This is a genomic window from Rothia sp. HMSC065C03, assembly GCF_001837295.1.
Lineage (GTDB): Bacteria > Actinomycetota > Actinomycetes > Actinomycetales > Micrococcaceae > Rothia.
In genome coordinates this window covers 163,489-182,535 of sequence record NZ_KV831978.1, presented here as the reverse complement: position 1 = coordinate 182,535, position 19,047 = coordinate 163,489, and the positions used below count along the sequence as shown (strand labels likewise).

Annotated in this window: 15 protein-coding genes; 5 read left to right on the top strand and 10 right to left on the bottom strand. The window is 62.6% G+C overall.

The window, feature by feature from the left end; translation table 11 throughout:
- Positions 1-52: 52 nt before the first annotated feature.
- From folE to ppa, 7 genes are all read right to left on the bottom strand, one after another.
- Positions 53-637: a GTP cyclohydrolase I FolE gene (gene folE, locus HMPREF2605_RS00940; protein ID WP_005504347.1), complete on the bottom strand. Its 585-nt coding sequence runs from the start codon at positions 635-637 to the stop codon at positions 53-55.
- On the bottom strand, positions 624-2,798 hold the full coding sequence (gene ftsH / locus HMPREF2605_RS00935) for an ATP-dependent zinc metalloprotease FtsH (RefSeq protein WP_070688723.1): 2,175 nt from the start codon (positions 2,796-2,798) through the stop codon (positions 624-626). The genes folE and ftsH overlap by 14 nt, the downstream gene beginning before the upstream one ends.
- A gap of 296 nt (positions 2,799-3,094) precedes the next feature.
- Positions 3,095-3,646, bottom strand: coding sequence for a hypoxanthine phosphoribosyltransferase (hpt, locus tag HMPREF2605_RS00930; protein ID WP_005504342.1), 552 nt, complete (start codon positions 3,644-3,646; stop codon positions 3,095-3,097).
- A 197-nt stretch (positions 3,647-3,843) separates the two neighbouring features.
- Entirely contained in the window at positions 3,844-4,977 is a 1,134-nt protein-coding gene (gene tilS / locus HMPREF2605_RS00925) for a tRNA lysidine(34) synthetase TilS (RefSeq protein ID WP_070846676.1), read from the bottom strand.
- A 32-nt stretch (positions 4,978-5,009) separates the two neighbouring features.
- Positions 5,010-5,234, bottom strand: a complete 225-nt coding sequence (locus tag HMPREF2605_RS00920; protein ID WP_049326751.1) for a helix-turn-helix domain-containing protein — start codon at positions 5,232-5,234, stop codon at positions 5,010-5,012.
- A gap of 261 nt (positions 5,235-5,495) precedes the next feature.
- Positions 5,496-6,323: an S-layer homology domain-containing protein gene (locus HMPREF2605_RS00915; RefSeq protein ID WP_049346262.1), complete on the bottom strand. Its 828-nt coding sequence runs from the start codon at positions 6,321-6,323 to the stop codon at positions 5,496-5,498.
- A gap of 233 nt (positions 6,324-6,556) precedes the next feature.
- The gene (ppa, locus tag HMPREF2605_RS00910) at positions 6,557-7,042 is read right to left on the bottom strand and encodes an inorganic diphosphatase (RefSeq protein WP_005504328.1); all 486 of its coding nucleotides are present in this window, start codon (positions 7,040-7,042) and stop codon (positions 6,557-6,559) included.
- Between the two features lie 331 nt (positions 7,043-7,373).
- Here ppa and dacB point away from each other — a divergent pair, with 331 nt between their 5' ends.
- From dacB to HMPREF2605_RS00885, 5 genes are all read left to right on the top strand, one after another.
- Positions 7,374-8,954 carry a D-alanyl-D-alanine carboxypeptidase/D-alanyl-D-alanine endopeptidase gene (gene dacB, locus HMPREF2605_RS00905; RefSeq protein WP_070846675.1) on the top strand — a complete coding sequence of 527 codons (1,581 nt, stop codon included), beginning with the start codon at positions 7,374-7,376 and terminating at the stop codon, positions 8,952-8,954.
- A gap of 207 nt (positions 8,955-9,161) precedes the next feature.
- Complete coding sequence (locus tag HMPREF2605_RS00900; RefSeq protein WP_070846674.1) at positions 9,162-12,260, top strand: DEAD/DEAH box helicase; 3,099 nt, start codon at positions 9,162-9,164, stop codon at positions 12,258-12,260.
- Positions 12,261-12,754: 494 nt separating this feature from the next.
- Complete coding sequence (locus HMPREF2605_RS00895) at positions 12,755-13,996, top strand: MFS transporter (RefSeq protein ID WP_070593038.1); 1,242 nt, start codon at positions 12,755-12,757, stop codon at positions 13,994-13,996.
- Positions 13,997-14,237: 241 nt separating this feature from the next.
- Positions 14,238-14,858 (top strand): hypothetical protein, encoded by a 621-nt coding sequence (locus HMPREF2605_RS00890; protein WP_005507641.1) that lies wholly within the window; start codon positions 14,238-14,240, stop codon positions 14,856-14,858.
- 195 nt (positions 14,859-15,053) lie between these two features.
- On the top strand, positions 15,054-15,785 hold the full coding sequence (locus HMPREF2605_RS00885) for a metal-dependent transcriptional regulator (protein ID WP_005504316.1): 732 nt from the start codon (positions 15,054-15,056) through the stop codon (positions 15,783-15,785).
- A 160-nt stretch (positions 15,786-15,945) separates the two neighbouring features.
- On the opposite strand, the gene HMPREF2605_RS00880 is transcribed toward HMPREF2605_RS00885, so the two are convergent.
- From HMPREF2605_RS00880 to HMPREF2605_RS00870, 3 genes are all read right to left on the bottom strand, one after another.
- Complete coding sequence (locus HMPREF2605_RS00880; RefSeq protein ID WP_070846673.1) at positions 15,946-16,830, bottom strand: metal ABC transporter permease; 885 nt, start codon at positions 16,828-16,830, stop codon at positions 15,946-15,948.
- The gene (locus HMPREF2605_RS00875) at positions 16,831-17,655 is read right to left on the bottom strand and encodes a metal ABC transporter ATP-binding protein (protein WP_049346251.1); all 825 of its coding nucleotides are present in this window, start codon (positions 17,653-17,655) and stop codon (positions 16,831-16,833) included. It abuts the gene before it with no gap.
- Between the two features lie 227 nt (positions 17,656-17,882).
- On the bottom strand, positions 17,883-18,845 hold the full coding sequence (locus tag HMPREF2605_RS00870) for a metal ABC transporter substrate-binding protein (RefSeq protein ID WP_070630068.1): 963 nt from the start codon (positions 18,843-18,845) through the stop codon (positions 17,883-17,885).
- Between the last annotated feature and the right edge of the window lie 202 nt (positions 18,846-19,047).

Genomic DNA, 19,047 nt, shown 5'->3' with positions numbered 1-19,047 from the left:
TTAGAATCCTGCCCCCCTGTCGCACGCATAGCTATATGCTCATTCCATGCGCTTAGCGCTGCGAGAAGATCAGGCTCATCGCCTCCGCACGGGTTGCGCCGTTCATCAGCGCACCGCGCACCGCGCTAGTCACGGTCTTCGCGCCCGGCTTACGCACACCGCGCATCGACATGCACATGTGCTCAGCCTCAATCACCACAATCGCGCCGCGCGGGTTCAGGTGCTCCTCCAGAGCCTCCACCACCTGCGTGGTCAGACGCTCCTGCACCTGCGGGCGGCGAGCGTACATATCCACCACGCGGGCGAGCTTGCTCAGACCGGTCACCTTACCGTCCGGGCCGGGGATGTAACCCACATGCGCCACGCCGTGGAACGGCACCAGGTGGTGCTCACAGGTCGAGTAGAACGGGATGTCCTTCACGAGCACCATCTCAGAGTGGGCGATGTCGAAGGTCGTACCCAGAATCTCGCCGGCGTCCTGGTGCAGGCCTGAGAAGAACTCCGCGTAGGCGCGCGCCACGCGAGCCGGGGTCTGCTGCAGACCGTCACGGTCCGGGTCCTCACCGATCGCGAGCAGAATCTCACGGACGGCAGCCTCAATACGCGGCTGGTCGACGGCGTTCTTAGCCTCGCTCATTCTCTGCTCCATTCTGGTTCGGGGTGCCGTTCTCCGGGCGCTGCGCCGGAGGGGCGGGGTAGTTCGGGTACTGCTGGGTGGGCATTGCGACGGTCGGGTCGGCGTCCGGGTCGCTGAGGGGCGCCTGAGGCGGCAACGGCTGCGTAGGTGCTACCGGAACAGTCGGCGCCTCGGCAGGTGCTTCCTCAGCCTTCTGCGCCTCCTGAGCCAGCTCGCTCGGTGCCTTCACCGGCGGGATGTCGGTACGCTCGCGGGTCGGCTTGGAGTACCAGTGCTCACGCTCGGGGCGCTTGCGAACATCCTTGAAGATTTCGGCAATCTCGTTCTCGAGCAGGGTTTCCTTCTCCAGCAGGGCGAACGCCAGGCGGTCCAGAATATCGCGGTTTTCCAGCAGAATCTGGAACGCCTCATCGTGTGCCTGCTCCAGCAGGGCGCGGATCTCAGCGTCAACCTTTGCCGCGGTCGCGTCGGAGTAGTTGCGTGCCGAAGCGCCGCCGCCACCGAGGAACGGTTCGGTGTCTTCGCCGCCGAGCTTCACGGAACCAATCACAGCGCTCATGCCGTAGTCGGTAACCATCTTGCGGGCGGTGTCGGTTGCCTTCTGAATGTCGTTAGACGCACCGGTGGACGGGTCGTGGAAGACGATTTCCTCAGCCGCACGGCCACCCATCGCGTACGCCATCTGGTCAAGCAGTTCATGGCGGGTCGTGGAGTACTTATCGTCCTGCGGCATGACCATGGTGTAACCCAGGGCGCGACCACGCGGAAGAATCGTAATCTTGGTGACCGGCGCGGAGTTACGCAGTGCCGCCGCGACCAGGGCGTGACCGCCCTCGTGGTATGCGGTGACCTTACGCTCGTGCTCGTTCATAATGCGCGAGGAACGCTGCGGACCAGCCATGACGCGGTCGATTGCCTCGTCGATAGCGCGGTCGTCAATCACGTTGCCGTTATCGCGGGCGGTCAGCAGAGCCGCCTCGTTCATGACGTTCGCCAGGTCAGCACCGGTGAAGCCGGGGGTGCGCTTAGCAACCTGAGCAAGGTCAACGGTGTTAGCAATCGGCTTGCCTGCGGCGTGAACGCGCAGGATGTGTTCGCGGCCCTGCATGTCGGGGGCGTCCACACCAATCTGACGGTCAAAACGACCGGGACGCAGCAGCGCCGGGTCCAGAACGTCGGGTCGGTTCGTTGCCGCAATGACGATGACGTTCGAGTTGCCGTCGAAGCCGTCCATCTCAACCAGCAGCTGGTTCAGGGTCTGCTCACGCTCGTCATTACCGCCGCCCATGCCGACGCCGCGGCGGCGGCCAACAGCGTCAATCTCGTCGACGAAGACGATGGCGGCGGGGTCGCTCTTCGCTTCCTTGAACAGGTCGCGCACGCGGGACGCACCCACACCCACGAACATTTCAACGAAGTCAGAGCCAGAAATCGAGTAGAACGGCACGCCAGCCTCGCCCGCCACAGCCTTGGCGAGCAGGGTTTTACCGGTGCCGGGAGGGCCGTACAGTAGCACGCCCTTGGGGATCTTTGCACCCAGGCGGGTGAACTTTTCGGGTTCAGCCAGGAACTCGCGGACTTCTTCCAGCTCGGCGAGCGCCTCGTCCACACCGGCGACGTCGCTGAAGCGGACTTCTGGCTTGTCCTTGGTGAATTTCTTCGCACGGGACTTGGAGAAGCTCATGACGGAGGAGCCGCCTCCGACTCGTCCCATCAGGAACCAGAAGAGCGCACCAAAGATCAGAATCGGCAGGAGCAGGGACACCAGGGAGCCCAGGAAGCTGTGCTCAACCGGCTGGTCCGTGTAGCTTTCCAGCTCGGCGGATTCCATTGCCTTAGCAACTTCGTCGCCGCGGGGCTGCACGTAGTAGAAGCGCACCGACTTACCGTAGTTGTCGTTGCCCTTCTTGTAGTCGTCCTTAAGCTGCAGCTCGACGCGCTGGTCGCCGTCGTAGATCTTTGCGCTCTTGACCTGGTGGTCGTTGAGCAGCTGAAGACCCACGTTGGTGTCCACCTGACGCGAGGGCTGAGTGAAGAAGGAGGCCATGAGGAAAGCCAGCATGATTACGAGAGCTGCACCCGGCCAGAACCAGGGGCCGTTAATCAGCTTCTTCAGGAAGCCCTCCGAGCCTTTCTGCGGAGTATTGGGGGTTTGCGCCAATGCTTTGTCCTTACGTTGCGGCTGTAACCCGTCGGGGGTTGCGGCATGCCAGCCGGAACACCCAACGATGCAACCTTAAATGTACCCTACCCCGGCGGGCGGCTAGGTACCGGGCTTCTCTATTTCACCTGCGGGCTAAAGGGTTGTAGCACTCGGCGGGGGTGAAAGTGCATCTTCCGCGGCGGATACATCCGCCTCCACGTACATCCACCGGCGGGTACAGCAACGCCCCGCTCCCCCACAAGCGTGAGGAGGCGGGGCGTAACCACCTACAGCAGGGTTGCTGAGGCGAAGGCTTAGGAGTAAACGTGCGGGTGCAGGGTTGCGACGCAGTCCAGGTTGCGGTACTTCTCAGCGAAGTCCAGGCCGTAACCAACAACGAACTCAGGCTCGATGTCCCAGCCGACGTACTTGACCTCAACGTCAGCCTTGACGACCTTGGGCTTGCGCAGCAGGGTGCAAATCTCAACGGAAGCTGCGCCGCGAGAAATCAGGTTCTGCTGCAGCCATGCGAGGGTCAGGCCGGAGTCAATGATATCTTCAACGATCAGGACGTTGCGGCCCACCAGGTCGGTGTCCAGGTCCTTGAGGATACGCACAACGCCGGAGGACTTGGTGCCGGAACCGTACGAGGAAACAGCCATCCAGTCCATGGTGTAGTGGCCCTTGAGAGCGCGGGAAAGGTCAGCCATAATCATGATGGCGCCCTTGAGAACACCCACCAACAGCACGTCCTTACCGGCGTAGTCCTCGTCGATGCGCGCCGCCAGTTCGGCGACCTTCGCGTTAATCTCTTCCTTGCTGAAGAGAACGTTCTTGATATCGTCCTGCACGTCGATAGCCTGCACGATGTATTCCTTCGTATTCTTTTAGACGCTCTGCGCCTCCGCCGGGGGCCCCGGGTGCGGGGGTTTCATGCCTTCCCACAGCGGACAATGTGGATGGTGTTCGCCTTAAGTATGGCTTAAAACGGCGCCGCGGCGCACCTCACCACGCAGATAGTGTGTGCTGAGGGGGCTCCACAGGCACCTAGCTGGGCACCTAGTTAGGGTCGAGTTGGCACTAATACGAGCACGTCCAGGCGTTCACCGGTTGCCGGATGCACAATTTTGCGGCGGCGGTACGCGCTCACGTGACCGGGCATCTGAACGGGCCCAGCCACCGCGTATTCGGCGGTGAAAGAGTCCAGCGCCTGCAGTCGCTCGAAGCCCGGGTTCTCTCCCCCGGCGGTCTTGCAGGCGGTCGCAAGCACACGCAGACGAAGCGCCGGGTGCAGCGCCGCCACCTGCGCACGGTCCAGTAGCACGGCGTCTTCACGTTCGATGCCGCGCACGGCGGTTCCGGCGGGTAGGAGCGCCTGCTCGTAGGCTACCTGTGCCTGCTCGTCGAGGTATTCGGCGTCGGGTCCAGCTACGGAGGCGGTGCGCGCCAGGGAGCGGGCGACGTCCCCGCCGAGGTGCTCCTCCAGGTAGGGCAGCACACTGTGGCGGATACGGGCACGCATGAGGGTTTCGTCGGTGTTGGTCGGGTCGATCCAGGGGGTGAGGGTTTCGGCATTGCAGATGTCGAGCATGTCGGTGCGGCGCAGACCGAGGAAGGGACGCAGGTAGGTGACGCCCCTTTCGACGCGTACGGGCGGCATACCGGCAAGGGAGCGTGTGCCGGAGCCGCGGCTTAGGCCGAGTAGCACGGTTTCTGCCTGGTCGTCGAGGGTGTGGCCGAGTAGTACGGCGCGGGCGCCGGTGGCTTCGACGGCTTTCGTGAAGGCGGTGTAGCGGGCGGTGCGCGCCGCCATTTCGGGGCCCATGTTCCCGACGGGAACCTGCACTTTTTCGGTGATGACGGGGTGAAGCCCCAGGTCGGTGAGGGTTTGCGCGGTCTGCGCGGCGACCGCGGCGGAGTCTTCTTGCAGGCCGTGGTCGACGATGATGGCGCCTACGCGTACGTCGCTGCGGCGTGTGAAGTGCGCGGCAATGGCTGCCAGTGCGAGGGAGTCGGGGCCGCCGCTGCAGGCGACCAGGAGCAGGGGCAGGTCGGCGGCATCCGCGGTGGAGGCGGTGCGGGAGCGCCCGGTAGCTTTGATGCTTCCAGCGCCGAGGAGCTTTTCAAGGGCGGCGGCGAGGTGGCGGCGAGCAGTGCCGACGGCGGGGTGCAGGCGTCCTGCGCGTCCATTCTGCATGGTGGTTCCTTTATATAGGCGTGCGGGAGGGGTTAGGTGAGGGGGTTGGTGATAGCCAGCTCGATGCCGAGCTCTTGGGCGACCTTGAGGACCGCACCAATTGACGGGCCGGGTAGCCCACGCTCAATATCGCGGATTGTTTTATCGCTGAGCCCGACCATCCACGCCAACTCCATTTGGGTGATTTTTTCGTACTTGCGGACGGCGCGAACCTGGGCGCCAAATTCCTGTGCGAACCCCATTGCGTCGAATGCCATAGGGGTTTCCTCCTCACCGCTGCAGAACCTCAGGTTATACGAACTATTCTTCGTAATATGCATATATTAGCACTCCTAGGGGTACCCTGAGGCTATTTTCCGAAGAATAGTTCGGCTACACATGCCCCTTCCGGTACCCCTAAACACAGCCAAGGAGTACAACAAAAAAAGGGGCGCGCCCACCGCCTCCAGTACGCACGAAAAATCGCACGAACCAGACACGGGAAACACGCCCCCAGCAAGCCCTCCGCTCACCTGCCACTAGGACAGCGACTGCAGACGAGCCACAATCGGTGCCAGCTCTTCATGGTAATCAAGAACCATGAGAGGGGTGAAAATAGTGCGGTACGAAGCGTAATAGAAATCTGGTGTTTCATTGAAATCCCACGGCGTGTACCCGTTAGTGAGGAAACCAGTGTCATACGCCCGGACTTCTTCCCCCTTCGCCAGCGCATGCTGATACATCCAGCTCATTGCTCGATGCAACTCACTACCCTCCTTAATGGGGGCAGCACCCTTCTCCGCACGCACAGCATTCGCCTTATCCAGAGATTCCAGAGCCACCTTGGGGCTACCCGCAGCACGATAAAGGAAGGTAAAGTAGGCGCCACGGCTCGCCGGAGTGTCATAGTGGAAGGAGCCGTCAGACCAACCGGTGGTCAAACCCACACGGGTCGCCCAAATAGCAACCTTATAACGAGCATCACCCGGAGTCAGGTCGGTGTACGGGGACTTCTCCGGCAGGTTCTTCACCTCGGGTGAACCCGCCAGATGGTACAGGTACTCCAGCAAGCGACCACGCGAAATGGTCATGACCCCGTTCGGCAACTTATCTTCACGGGTTCGGGCCAGCCCAACAACCTGCTTCTTCGTAATCAGGCCGGTACACTCCGCCCAGTGCAAATTGGTCATCATGTTTGCGCCGTAATAGAAGTGCATGCCAAAACAATTAACATCAAACTCTAGCTCTTCAACAGGCTGTGCAGATTTCGGCTGAATGTATGCCGCCTGGGCTACGCCCTGACCCATATACCCCATAGTCAGCGCCAACAGTGCCGCCGCACCACGGGTCGAAAGGTTTTTCTTCATTTTCTATCCTCGGTGAAAGGTGTGAGAGTAGAAGAAGAGTGAATCCCTTTGACCATACCCGGAATCTGCACCTCGCGCAATCAACTACGCCCGGCGTGCAGGCAGATGCGGCGAAAGACACAACAAAAAGGGGGCGTGCCCACCGCCTCCAGCACGCACGAAAACTCGCACAAACCAGACACGGGGAACACGCCCCCCTGATAAAAACCGGGTGCACCTAACGGTGCGGCAGCTTAGTGACCCTCAGCTGCGAAACGGTCGATAGCCTCCTGGACCATCTTCTCAGCAGCAGCCAGGTCTTCCCAGCCCTCACCCTTAACCCACTTGCCGGGCTCCAGGTCCTTGTAACGCTCGAAGAAGTGCTGAATCTCAGCCTTCAGCTGCTCCGGAACATCAGCCAGGGACTTGATGTGGTCGTAGCGCTTGTCGGTGGGAACGCACAGAACCTTAGCGTCGCCGCCAGCCTCGTCGGTCATGTTGAACACTGCGACCGGGCGGGACTCAACCAGCACGCCGGGAACAACGTCAACGTCCAGGATCAGCATTGCGTCCAGCGGGTCGCCGTCCTCACCGAGGGTGTTCTCGAAGTAGCCGTAAGCGGTGGGGTACTGCATGGAGGTGAACAGCACACGGTCCAGGCGCAGGCGGCCGGTCTCGTGGTCCACTTCGTACTTCACGCGGGAGCCGCGGGGAATTTCAATAGTGACGTCGAGTTCCATCGGAACCTTCTTTCTCGTGAGTTAGAGTCACTTTCGCGGCGACTTCGGCGCGCAAGGTGCGAAAGTTAGGTGTTGAACTCACCCATTGTAACCCGTTCACGCACACCGAAACCGCGTATTTGGCGCCAAAACCAGCGTAATTTACCACGCTCACACCACAGTTAACATTCCGCCTAGTCCCGCGCCCGCCAGCACACCCCGCCGCCGCACCCCGCCACCATGCCGGACAGGTCAGATAGGGGTTATAAGGGGCAGCAGGAGCACGGCATGAGCATCCCAGCACCGGCGCGTAAATTCGATAGGCACCCCATCTGCCCGCTATGCTCAAAAGATGCCTTCCAACAAGCACAACGCCCAGACCACCACCCTCACCCGCCGCGCCGCCCTCACCCTCGGCGGCATGCTCCTCCTCACCGCCTGCGGATCCGCCGCAACCGAACAGAAACGCCCCGAAGGTTCCGCAAGCCCCACCGGCAGCGCAACCGGCAGCCCCGACGGCACCGCCGAGGCGACCGCCTCCGCAACCCCGAGCGCCACCCCGACCCTCGCACCCGCACTACCCGAAGCGGAACAGGAACAGCTACGTGCCGCCCTCACCGCGCTCTTCGCGGACGGCACCTACCCGCAGTACAGCCTGCTCGTCACCGGCATGGACGGCAACCTGCCCAGCATCAAGGCGGCCACCGCGCCCGCCGACCTGTACGCCGCCAACGCCGACACCGCGCGCGTGCCCGCCTCCACTTTTAAGGTGCTGACCCTGTTCGCACTCAACCACTACGCGAACCTGCAGGCGCGCCTGCGCACACGCGTCACCCGCGACGCCGCAGGACTGTACCTCATGGCAGGCGGCGACACTCTGCTCGGTGTGGGCGCCTCCGACCCGAAGCAGATCGTCGGACGCGCAGGCCTAACCACCCTCGCCGAGCTGACCGTGAAGGCGCTGAACGAGGGCGAGAAGCCGACCGCGGCGCTACCCGTCTACCTTGACGGCACCTTCTTCAGCGGCCCCGGCGTGAACCCCGGCTGGGATGCCGCCGACGTGGCGTCCGGCCAGATCACGCCCATTCACCCGATTGCGCTCGAATCGCACACGGTGCCAGGCAAGTCCACCGCAAGCAACCCGGTGCGCCCGGATGATGCGGCGGTTGCCGCCCAGCAGGCGTTCGTGGATGCGCTCAACACCGCCGGTAAGGAGTCCGGCATGAGCTTCACCCTCGCGGAGCGCCGCACCGCCCCCGCGGAAGCAGTTGAAATCGCCGCGGTCGAATCGGCAACCCTGCTGGAGCAGGCACAACACATGATGCTCGAATCCGACAACGCCCTCGCCGAGGTGCTCGGCCGTTGCGCCGCCATTGCCGCAGGTAAGGAAGGCAGCGGCGAAGCGGCACAGCAGACCGTGCGCCAGGCACTCGTGGATGCCGGCGTGAACATTGAAAACCTGGTGCAGGCAGACGTGTGCGGCATGTCCTTAACGGACCGCGTGACCGCCCGAACCCTCGTGCAGGTTGTGGCTCTGCTGAATGCTGATGAGCATGCGGAGCAGCTGATGAGCACGTTCCCGGTCGCGGGCGTGAGCGGCACCCTATCCGGTCGTTTTGGTGCGGCGAACGCCGTGCACGCACGCACTTTTGTGCAGGCGAAGACCGGCACCCTGTACACGGTATCTTCGCTGTGCGGTGTGGCGACCCGACCCGACGGCACCCGCCTGATTTTCGCGATTATTCTGAACAATCTGGGCGGTGCGGATGCGCTACCCGCCGCGAAGGAACGCGTGGACGCTGCCGCGGCGGCGATTGCGAACCGTTCGACCGCGCCGAGTGCTTCTGCCAGCCCCTCTGCGGTAGCGGCGAGCGCTTCGGCGGCGCCCGCGGCGGCAGTTTCTACCGCGGCCGCGGCGAGTGCAGTCTCCTAGTGTGTTCACCCGGATAGCCCCGAAATCCCCCCTAAATCATCCCACTTAGGTTGATTTTCTGTAATGTTTCACGTGAAACCTGAAAATCAACCTCTCGGGGTGAGAGGGGCACGGGGTGCCGACAGACTCCTCAACCGGGACTCGCGCCCGCTCACCCGGCAGGGTTTCACGCCCGCTTTGTTTCTCTCCTCCAGCAGAAAAGTCACCATGGACCTTACCTTCACCCTCGCTGATCTGACCGCTACCTCCGCCTGCGAGCTGCGGCTCTACACCGAGCTTCGGGAGCGTGCGCAGAAGCAGTCTGCCCACCCGACCCACGAGAAGTTGGAGCGCGCCCGCGAAGCGTACCGCGAGTGCCTGCGGGCGCTAACCGCCGGTGGAATGGTCGGCTGTGGAGTAGGCAGCAGTGAGCACGCGGGCGGCACAGCGCGCCCGGTGCCGCTGGTGGCGACCTCCGCGGCGGGGCTGACCTACACGGTGGAGCTCGACCGTCTGGAGTACTCGCCTGAGAACAGCACCTCCGAGAGCAATACCGCCCGAATCGCCTGCACCCCGCACCTGGGTGAGGCGGCACATCGGGCACTATTGCGAGGTGCCCTGGCGGCGCACCTGCTGACCGCTAGTGCAACCGAGAGTGCCGAGAATGCCGCGCGCCTCGACCTTCATCTGGGGCACGGCGCGGATGAGTACGGCGCAGAACCTGATTCGGAGCCCACTGAGCATTCCTCCCCCGTTCCTCAACCTCACCGGGTTGATTCGGCGCGTATTCTGCCGCTAATTCGCCTGCAAGAGCAACGTCTCCTGCTGCTCACCCAGGCGCTGAACGAGGGTGTAGAACCGGCGGAACTTGCCGAGCGCATCCCCTATTTTCTGACCTGCGACGAGTGCCCGGCGTGCCTGAACGCGGCGGCTTCTCTTGCCCTCGCGACCGATGCCCCGGAGCTCGTCACCGAAGACACTGCCGAAGATACCGCCGAGAATCCCGAAACTGAGGAGCACCCGGTCATGTACCGGGTGCCCGCCGCCGTCGAGAACGACAGCGAACAGTACCGCCTGCAGTGCCTGCTGGATGCCCAGCTCGCCTCCCTGGAGGAGCACGCGGCGGAGCACGGCTGGGGTGCCGGTGAGCTTGAGGCGGCGATGCTGTTGTCCATGACGAATTATCACCGCCGCGAGCGTGCCCCGTTCTGGCGTGAGCACATTCGCCGCCTGGAGGACGGCCCGACGGCGTGGGTGGCGAGCCGCGATTACGCGTACCTTAATCGGGTGCAGGTGCTTTCGGTGGAGCATGCGCATGCTCTTCTGAATACCCCCGCAGACCTGGAGGCGCTAGCCGCCGCCATGAAGGAGCCCACCGAGGTTGAAGACGCCCCCGGCTGGTATCGTGTGCGCGGCGCGCAGGTGCGCCTGTTGCGTGCGCGAATTGAGGCTGACCCGAGCCTGGTGATTGCGCCCTCTGACCGTGCGGTGTTTTGTGCGTATGAGGCGGGTTTGAGCCCGCAGATTGCGCTGGACCGTATGGAGTCGCAGGTGAATTATTTCCGTGCGTCGAATCCGGGTGAGCGTGTGCCTGCCGAGTTGGCGGCGACGGGTTTCTTTGGCATGCGTGTGCTGGCGGTGGCGCAGGGCGGTTTCCGTGCCGGTTCCGCGGATTCTGTGGACCCCGAAGAGGCTGCCCCAGAGTCCGGCAAGTCGACCGGCGAGTCGGCTGGCGAGTTCTTGGAGGTGCTTCTGCAGGAGCGCATCCGCGTGAAGGATGAGCCGCACGGTGCCCTGCCTTCGGGTATTGGTCCTGGCGATCCGGTGTCTACGGCGACGATTGAGGCGGCTCTGCAGGCTGATGTGCACGGGCTGCTGTTCAACGGCACCCTCATGCCGAGCGACCCCGTGCTTAATGGCCCCGTGCCCGGCGAGGATTCCAAGCCCTCCAATACCCCCTCCTCCCCCAGCACCCTGCCGAGCGTGCTCGATGCGGCGGCTTCGCTGACGGGGGTGGAGAGTGCCTCCACGGATTTGTTGTTCCGCCGCGCGCCGCGCCTGAAGAAGGGCGCCTCGAACGCCAAGAATGCAGAAAATCTACCCCTTGAGGTTGATTTTTCCGCCTCTGACCTGCCCACGGTGGATGCCGTGCACGCGGCGGTTCGCGCTCTCGACCATTCCTATGTGGCGGTTCAGGGCCCTCCGGGTGCGGGTAAGACCTTCCTCGCCTCGCATGTGATTGCGCGTCTGGTGGCTGAGGGTGCGAAGGTGGGCGTGGTGGCTCAGTCGCATGCGGTGATTGAGAATCTCATGTTGGCGTGCTGTGCCCGTGATGGTTTTGATGTTTCGCGTGCGGTGCGTCTGCGCGGTAAGTCGGTGACTCCGGACGCCCCGTGGTCTGAGGTGTCTGATTCTGAGCTGGTGGAGCTGATTTCTGGTGCGGGCGGCCTGCTGTTTGGCGGTACGGTGTGGGATTACGTGAGTGAGCGTCGCGTGCCTGCCGGGTCGCTAGATGTTCTGGTGGTTGATGAGGCGGGCCAGTTCTCGCTCACGAATACGGTGGCGGCGGCTCGTGCGGCTCGTTCGGTGCTGCTGTTGGGCGATCCGCAGCAGTTGCCGCAGGTGTCGACGGGTGTGCACCCGTACCCGGTGGATGTTTCGGCGCTGGGTTGGTTGTCTGATGGTGCGGCGGCGTTGGATCCTCGTTTTGGCTATTTCTTGGGTGAGTCGTGGCGTATGGATTCGGCGTTGTGCGAGCGGGTTTCGTGGCTGTCGTATGATGGCGCATTGGCGAGCGCGGCGGCGACGGCTGGTCGCGCCCTGCGGGGTGTTGCGCCGGGTGTGGTGTCGTATCCGGTGGAGCATGCGGGTTGTTCGGTGCGTTCGGTGCAGGAGGCGCAGGCGGTGGTGGATTGCGTGCGCGAGTTGTTGGGTCGTGAGTGGGTTCCGGCGGCTGGTGCTGAGCCGCGCCCTCTGGCGGCGGAGGATTGCATTGTGGTGGCGGCGTATAACGCGCAGGTTGATTGTGTGCGTGAGGCGCTGATTGCTGCTGGTTTGGCGGATTCTTCGGGTGCTGGTGTGCGTGTGGGCACGGTGGATAAGTTCCAGGGTCAGGAGGCTGCGGTGGTGTTGGTGTCGTTGGCGTCGTCGCGGGTTGATTCTGGGCGCGGTGCCGGGTTTGTGCTGTCGCCGAATCGTTTGAATGTGGCGGTGTCGCGCGGTCAGTGGCAGGCGGTGTTGGTGCATTCGCCGTGGGTGGCGCGTTCGGTGCCGCAGGATGTTGAGGAGGTGCTGGCTCTGTCGGGCTTCGCGGGCCTGGTGGAGTAGCACCTAGTGCAGCCCTTATTCTGCGCTCTTCTACACTCCCCCGCCAGCTACATTGCGGGGGGCGTCTTTGGTGCGCCCGGAATCGGGTTTAGCTGAGGTTCAGCCGAGGTTTAGTTGGGTGGAAGCACCAAGAATGAATTATAGTCAAACTAACCCTAATGTCAATACTCAAAATGAGGAAAGTTTTCCAACTAGCGTTCATGTATATGATTCATATCTCTTATAGAATCTAAAGTATCGCGCGACACACTTCTTGTGCGGGGGTGGCTCCCGATGAGCCGCCCAGTGCATCCTCAACCACCCCGTGATGACCGGCGGGCCCGTCATGACCGGCGGGCACAGGCGAAAACAAGCGAAAACAAGCGAATACAGGCAGGCACAGCCGGCTGTCGGGGTATTCACTCATACGATTGCGCGCTACGAATTGCGCACAATGAACTACGCACGACGGACTGCACGCCGCGCGACACCCAACCCCATCGTGGAGGTCCCCCATGAGTGTCAACACCGAGCTACTCAAGAATAGAGATTTTCGAAATACTCTCTTCGCCATTGGAGCCAACCAGCTCTCAGACTCGATGAGTTATATCACCACGCCCATCATTATTTTGGCGCTGACCGGCTCCCCCGAGGCCGCGAGTATCACCCTCTTCGTCGCGGGTGTTCTCGCCACCTGCGCCGGAGCAATATCTGGAACATGGGTCGACAGAATCGGCCCCTCAAAGTGCCTGGCACTGTCCTGTATCGGCCAGTCACTGTCCTGGATAGCGATTCTTCTCTACCTCGTTTTCAACGTCACCAATATTTACGTTTTGGTGATCACGATTTCTCTCGCCGCCATCATTTCCACCTTCGACTACCCGAGCGAGCAGTCCATCATCACCCGCGTAGTCCCCAAAGAACACCTGGGCTACGCCTCCGGTATGGGCGAGACGCGAGAATCCACCGCCAACCTGCTGGGCGGCCCGGTCGCCGGCATCATTATCGGCTTCTCGACCGTGCTCATGACCGCAGTTCACGCGGTTGTCAACCTGCTGGCGTTCATCGTCGCGCCCAAGAGCTACGGCGCTAGTCGACAGCCCGCGGAAGAGGAGGAAGGCGAGAAAACCAGCTTCTGGCAGGACTCAAAAGCCGGTTTCGAGTACATCCTGAAAAACAAGGTGCTGGTGTCCATTGCGTTCGTTTCAACGCTCGCGAACTTTGGAACGGTCGGCATTCCGCTCACCTTCATCTACTACTACACCCTGGAGGGCGCACACCCGCTCTTCATCGGCATCTTTGCGAGCGCCTTCGGCGTGGGCGTGTTGCTCGGTTCGTTCCTGGTCGGCCCGCTGACCGAGAAGTTTGCGCTCGGCCCGCTCGGTATCACCTCCCTTGCCATCATGTCGGCCTGCTACCTGTTGCTACCGGTGGTTCATTCGATGCTGTGGGCGGTGTGCCTGCTGATTGTGCTGGCGGGTATTGTGCTCCCTTCCTTCAATTCGAGCATCATTGCGTACATTAACGCATCCACCCCGGAGCACATGATCGGTCGCGTGCATTCGGTGCAGGGCATCCCGAATATGGCGCTCACCCCGCTGGCTGTTCTGCTGGCTGGGTTCCTCATTGTTGATTGGGGTATTACGTACACGGCGCTGTTCTACGCGGTGTTCATTTTCCTGTCGCTGGTGGTGATGGTATTCCAGAAGCCACTGCGTCAGCTGCCGCATATCTCGCAGGTAACGAACGCACAGTAGTTCCGCGGTAGCCCCGTCTATCAACTCCACTCAACGCCCCCGAAAGCGAATAATTCAACGTGCACTTGCATGAAAATTATTTTCCTTTCGGGGGTGTTCTACGTCCTTTCGAGGATTTCTGCACACAGTGCATACTCACGATAATTCCCCTTATCAATGCGCATTTTTAGGGGTTTAAATGTTGCCGGTATTACGGCGAACCTTACGCCGCTTGTTGAAGGTTTTACGGCATAATAGGAAGGTGTTCGTTCTAACCTTTATTCAACGTTCCGCACAGCACTCACTCACTGCACTGTCGGACGAACTCGCAAAGCTCAACCCGCGTGTTGCCTTCGCCCAGACATACCCTGACGAAATTCAGGGCGCCTTCGACCGCGCCAGCGACGCACTCCACGCGGCGCTCATTGCCGCGCGCGATAACGGCTTCTGGGTCGGCATCGGAATCGGCGAGCTCAACATCCCCCGATTCGCAGGCGCACTCGGCGCCGTCAGCACCACCGACTGCACCGGCGACGCCCTCGAATTCTCACGCCTCGCCGTCGAAGAAGCACAGGGAGGCGCACCCGTACGCTGCATCAGCGTCAGCGCCGACAACCGCCACCTCGCCGACCTCGCCGCAGGCTCCGCACGCCTGCTCTACCGCGTATGCGCCGACCGCACCGACGCCGAATGGCGCGTAGTAAACCTGCTTGTACCCGGCGTGCGCGGCCAGCAGAAGGCCGCCGCAACCGCGCTCGGCATCACCACCCAGGCGGTCAGCCGCACCCTCGTCCGCTCCCTCTGGCACGAGGAGCAGGCGGCACGCGGTGCGCTCATCGAACTGCTGACCCGTATTGACCGTTCGCGCCGCCGCGCCACCTAACCGCCACCGCGCATCCCTCATTCTTTCGCGCCTGCCAGCTTCTCATACCTGCCAGCGCGGAACCGAACACCTGATCCCGCCCGTGATGGCCACCCCCTGCCAGGGGTGAACTATCCGGGCGGGACGCTTTTTAAGCCCGCGCTGAATACCCTGCAACTCGGCGGGCAAAACCAGAGAAAAGGTAGACTTATCTTTATGCCTCTTTCAGAACTTTCCGTCAGCACCCAGAACTACCTCAAGGAAATCTGGAGCCTCGAAGAATGGACCAAAACCCCTGCCACCGCATCCGCCCTGGCAGAACGCATGGGCCTGCGCATTTCTTCGGTATCTGACGGCCTCAAGCGCCTCGCCGCCGCCGACCTGATCGAGCATCAGCCCTACGGCGCTATTGAGCTCACTGAAACCGGCCGCTCCTACGCGCTGGCGATGATCCGCCGCCACCGCCTCATTGAGACGTTCCTCGTGGAGACGCTCGGCTACACCTGGGACCGTGTGCACGACGAGGCGGAGGTTCTGGAGCACGCGGTATCCGACTTCATGGTGGACCGCATCGACACCCTGCTGGGGCACCCGACCCGCGACCCGCACGGCGACCCGATTCCGGACTCTTCGGGGCACATTAGTTTTCCGCAGACCGTGCCGCTGAGCCAGTGCGAACCCGGCGAAACAGTCGTGCTCGAACGCATTAACGATGACGACCCGCGCCTGCTGCGTTACCTGCAGGGCCACGGTTTTGTGCCCGGCGTGCGCCTGCACATTGAGGAGGGTGCGCCCTTCTCGGAGGCGGTGAACGTGAGCGTGGTCGGTGCCGGTTCCGGCAACCTGCACGAGACGGACGCGGCCGGTGCGGTGAAGCCCGGCGGCACCATTATTCCGTTGGGTGCGGAGGCGACCGCCTCCCTGTTCGTGTCCCGCACGGTGCGCTAGGTACAGGGCGGTAGATACAGGGCGGTAGAGGCGGACTTCTAGCCCGGAAATCCGGGCGGGTACGCGCCCCTAACCTTCAAAAGACAGCAATAGGCGGAAAGCCCCACGGTGGGACTTTCCGCCTATTGCTATATGTGGTGAGCGTACTCAGTGGGCTTTCTTAGGAAGCTACCGGCTCAGTTTTCGTTGCGGCAGTGCTGAGTCGGCGGGCGCGCATCCTGCCCAGCAGACCGTAGCGCGGGGCGAATACGTACGCCAGGGCGAACAGTATGCCCTGCGTGACGACCACGGCACCACCGGGGGATACGTCCGCGTAGTAGCTGGCGTACAAGCCGGTCAGCGTGCCCACCAGGGAGACTCCCACGCTCACCGCGAGCATCGGCACGAACCGGTCCGTGATGAGGCGCGCGGTGGAGCCGGGGATGACGAGCATCGCCACGACCAGCACCACACCCACGATCTGCAGCGCCACCACGGAGGTTAGCGCCAGCATAATGAGCAGCAGCGCGCCGAGCAGACGCGGACGCAACCCCACCGCCTGCGCAAAGCCCGGGTCGAAGGCGTACAGCACGAAGTCGCGGCGCTTGACCAGCAGCACGGCGGCAACAATCACCGCGAGGATGGCGACCTGCCAGACGTCCGACCAGGACACGCCCAGCACGTTACCGAAGAGAATATGGTTCAGGTCGGTATTCGACGGCGTAACCGAAATCAGCACCAGACCGAACGCAAACATGGTCGTGAACACGATGCCGATCGCGGCGTCCTCGCGCACGCGGCCGCTGCGCCGCACCCCGCCGATAAGAGTTACCGCCACGAGGGCGGCAACCACCGCACCCACTGCGAAGGGCGCACCAAAAATATAGGCGAGCACCACACCGGGTAGCACCGCGTGCGAAATGGCATCCCCCATAAGTGACCAGCCGAGCAGCACGAGCCAGCAGGAGAGCAGAGCGCAGACGGCGGCGGCAAGCACGGTGACCACGAATGCGCGGAGCATGAAGGGCAGGGTCAGCGGCTCCACCAGAAAGTTGAGGATGTCCATTTAGTTCTTCCCTTCCACAGAGCTGATCGTAGTAGTGCCGGAGGTAGCAGCGCCGGTAGCGACCGACGCGCCGGCGTCCACTTCCATGCCGAAGGCACGCACCAGGTTCTCGGGGGCGAGCACCTTCTCGGGGGTGTCGTGCATCAGAATATCGCCGCGTAGCAGTAGCGCCTCGTCGGCGAACTGGCGCAGGCTCGCCAAGTCGTGCGTGGAAACCAGCACGGTCGCGCCCTCGTCACGCAGCTGTTCGATGACCTGAATGAGCATCGCCTCGCTGCGCTTGTCCACGCCGGCGAAAGGCTCATCCAGCAGCAGCAGCTGGGCGCCCTGGGCGATAGCGCGTGCCACGAAGGCGCGCTTACGCTGACCGCCCGAGAGCGCCCCAATCTGACGGTCGGCAAGGTCGGTCAGTTCCACGCGGGCGAGTGCCTCATCCACGGCGGCACGGTCTGCGGCACGCAGGCGGCGGGTGATGCCGAGGTTGCGGTAGCGTCCCATGCTGACGACCTCGCGCACGGAGATGGGGAAGGTCCAGTCGATTTCTTCGCTCTGCGGCACGTAGCTGACGAGTCCGGCGCGGTGGTGGTGCGCGTTCTTGCCGCGGCTGCCACGGTTACCGCCGACGGGCTGCCCGTCGAGAGTGATGCTACCGGCGTGCATGGGCACGACCCCCATGATGGCTTTGAAGAGGGTGGATTTGCCGGAGCCGTTCATGCCGATCAGGCCGCAGATACGCCCGGTGTCCAGGGTGAAGGATGCGCCGGTGAGGGCGCGGACTGGCCCGTAGTTCACGTGCACATTTTCGCAGCTGAGAAGAGTGCTCATTCCTTGTGTTCTTTCTGGTGGTCACCGTATGCGTGGGGCGGGTGTACTTGCTTGCGTGTTGCTGAGTGGGTGCCGTGTGGGCGGGTGCTGTGTGAGTGAGTGTTAACGGCGTGGGAGGAGCGAAGCCAAGAAGGCGACCGCCCCTCCTATCCTATCGGGGGTTTGGGGTTTACCCGGGGTTTTCGAGGTCGGATTTGACCCTGGTTTAGCCCGGGTTTATGCCGGGTTTAGGAGTTGCCCTTGAGGCCCGCAACGATGGTGCGTGCGTCGTAGCGGATCATGTCCAGGTAGGTGGGCACGGGGCCGTTCGCCTCGGAGAGCGAGTCCACGTAGAGCACGCCGCCGAATCGTGCGCCGGTGGCGTCTGCGACCTGGCGCATCGGGTTGTCAGAGACGGTGGATTCGCAGAACACGGCGGGCACCTGGTTCTCGCGCACGTAGTCGATCGCGGAGGAAATCTGCGAGGGGGTCGCCTGCTGTTCGGAGTTGACCGCCCAAATGTACTTTTCCTTCAGGCCCGCGTCTGCCGCCAGGTAGGAGAAGGCGCCTTCGCAGGTGACCAGTGCGCGCTGGTTCTCGGGCAGGGTGGAGATTTCCTTGACGAGCTCGTCACGCACGCCCTGCAGCTGCTTCTTGTAGGCTTCGCCGCGGGTCTTGTAGTCGGCGGCGTGGCTCGGGTCGAGAGCACTAAATTCGCGAATCATCACGTCCACGTACTTCTGTACGTTGCTGGGGCTCATCCAGGCGTGGGGGTTGGGCTTGCCCGCGTAGGCGTCCTCGGTAATGGAGATGGGCGTGACCCCCTCGGAGACGGTCACGTGCTTAGCGTGGGATTCTTCAACGAACTTCGCGAACCAGGATTCGAGGTTCAGGCCGTTGTCGAGCACCAGGTCGGCGGCGTGCGCCTTCTTCAGGTCGGAGGGGGTGGGCTCGTACTCGTGGATCTCTGCACCGGGCTTGGTGAGGGATTCAACGTTCAGGTCGTCGCCTGCCACGTTGCGGGCGATGTCTGCGAGCACGGTGAAGGTGGTGAGCACGGTCTTCTTACCGCTGCTGCTCTTAGCGCCTTCGGTGGTGCTGGAGGTGCTACCGCAGCCGGTGAGCACGAGTAGCAGGGTGAGTGCGAGGGCGGCGCAGAGCGCCTGGACGAGGCGGCGTGCGTTGCTGCCTGCGGGGGTGAAAGCGTTCATGAGGTATCCTTCATTGGAAGTCACGGGTTTGAGTATGTGGTTGATGTGTGGAGTTTGCCGCGCCGGGACGCTAGGGACACGGTTGTGTCTGCGCAGGCATCATAATGCGCTTTTGCCTGTCGTCCCGGGCGGAATTTAACAATAGTTCGGCTAGCCGAACTTTTCAACTAAGCCACACAGAAAACCCCGAAATATTGGCAGA